Source organism: Streptomyces sp. ICN903, from assembly GCF_022015835.1.
GTDB lineage: Bacteria > Actinomycetota > Actinomycetes > Streptomycetales > Streptomycetaceae > Streptomyces > Streptomyces fenghuangensis.
Genome location: NZ_JAKMAY010000530.1, coordinates 1 through 1,865, shown reverse-complemented (window position 1 = coordinate 1,865; position 1,865 = coordinate 1). Strand labels below are relative to the sequence as shown.

The window sequence follows — 1,865 nt, the reverse complement described above, 5'->3', positions numbered from 1 at the left end:
CCTCCGGGGCGGGCGGGGCGTCGGCTCTCCAGTTCCACAGCCGGCTCACCGCGTCCAGGTCCAGGGCGTGCCCCTCCTCCCACAGCCGGGCCGCGGCGGTGAGCACCGAGCGCCGGTCCTCCCCCGGGCCGCCGGGGCGGGCCGGCAGCATCGGCACCACCGCGCTGGCCTTGAGCCGTACCGCCTGGTGGCGGCGGGCGAACGCGGTGAGGGTCTGCCGGGGGCCCGCCTCGATCAGCAGCATGTCGTCGGCCGCGAGCAGTTCGTCCAGCGCGGGCCTGAAGTACACGGTGTCGGTGAGCTGGCGGGCCCAGAAGTCCGGTCGCAGCGCGTCCTCGGGGCTCAGCGGGCCCCCGGTGTAGCCGGAGTAGAGCGGGAGCGCGGGCGGGCTCAGCCGTACGGCGCGGTAGGCGCGCTCGACGGCCTCGGACGCCGGTGCCATCGCCGGGCAGTGGAAGGGGCTGGTGGCGGGGACGGCGACGACAGTGTGGCCGTCGGCGCGCAGCGCCGCCTCGACCTCGCCCAGCGGCTCGCACGAGCCGGCCAGCATGGTCTGCCGGCCCGCGTTGACCGCGGCGATGGCCACGTCGCCGCGCAGGTACGGGCGCAGCTCCTCCTCGGAGGCTCCGACGGCGAGCATGCCGCCCGGTGGGATCTCCACCGCGTACCGCACCCGCTCGCGCATCATGCCGACGGCGTCCGGCAGCGACACCACGCCCGTGAAGACCGCGGCGACCAGTTCGCCGGCGCTGTGGCCGAGGAAGGCGGTGGGGCGCACGCCCCAGCCGAGGACGGTGCGGCCCAGCGCGTAGTCCACGGCGAACAGCAGCGGCTGGGCGCGGCGCACGTCGTCGATGCCGATCCCCGGCGCGCGGGTGGTCCCGTCGGCGAGCCAGTCGGCCCGGACGTCCTCGCCGTCCTCGCCGAACAGGTCGAGCACGGCGTCCATGGCCGCGGTGAACACCGGCTCCCGGCCGTACAGCCCGGCCGCCATCGCGGTGTGCTGGGAGCCCTGGCCCGGGAAGAGGAGGGCGACCGGGCGCGGCCTGCCGGTGGTGACGGGTTTCGCCCCGAGCACCGCCCGCGCGGCCCGTTCGGCGGTGGTGACGGCCGCGGCGCGCACCGGGCCGGGCTCCTGTCCGCAGGGCACCGCGGTGGGCAGGACGGGGAAGGCCTCGGGGAAGAGCCGGTCGACCATCGGGCGCAGCTCTCCGCGCACCCGGGCCTCGTCGGCCTCGTCCCGGCCCGACCACAGCAGCAGCCGTACGCCGCCGGGGTCGGTGCCGCGGCCGCCGTACCGCAGAGGACGGACCACGGGCGCGTCGTCGGCGGTGCCGGAGGCGTCGGGGGCCCCGGGCGCCTGTCCGGGGAGGTCCAGTACGCCCAGCACGGACTCGCCGTCCGCGACGGCCTCGGCCGCGCGCCGCACCGCGTGGACGGTGACCGCCTCCGCCCGGGGTTCGCCGAATCCGGCGACGAGCGCGAGGTCGACGTTCTTGGCGAGCAGTTCGCGGTGCGCCCGGCGCAGCGCCCGGCCGGGCGAGGAGGCGGTGTGCACGGGGAAGCCCTCGTGCTCCGGGCCGAGGCCGGCGGTGCGGGCGGCGCCGACGAAGACGGCCGTACGGGCGGGCAGGTCCTTCGGCGAGCGGCCGAAGGCGCGCAGCACCGCGGAGACGGCGGCGGCGGTGGCCGTGACCGGTTCGCCGCGGCCGGCCTCCCCGGCCGGTGCTCCCCTGGTGCTGACCGTGAGTCTGCGGACCACTGCGGTGTGTTCGGTGAGCGGCATGGGCTCTCCTGTCGGCGGCCGGATCCCCGGCGGCGGATGGCTTCGGCAAACGGGAGGCGGGCTGGCTGGTGACGGGGGC

General features: G+C 77.5%; 1 protein-coding gene. It reads right to left on the bottom strand.

The annotated features are described in order from the left end of the window. Positions 1–1,786, bottom strand: a 1,786-nt coding sequence (locus L7D48_RS28550; protein ID WP_237883961.1) for an acyltransferase domain-containing protein, incomplete at its 3' end; no start/stop codon positions are given. Positions 1,787–1,865: the final 79 nt, after the last annotated feature.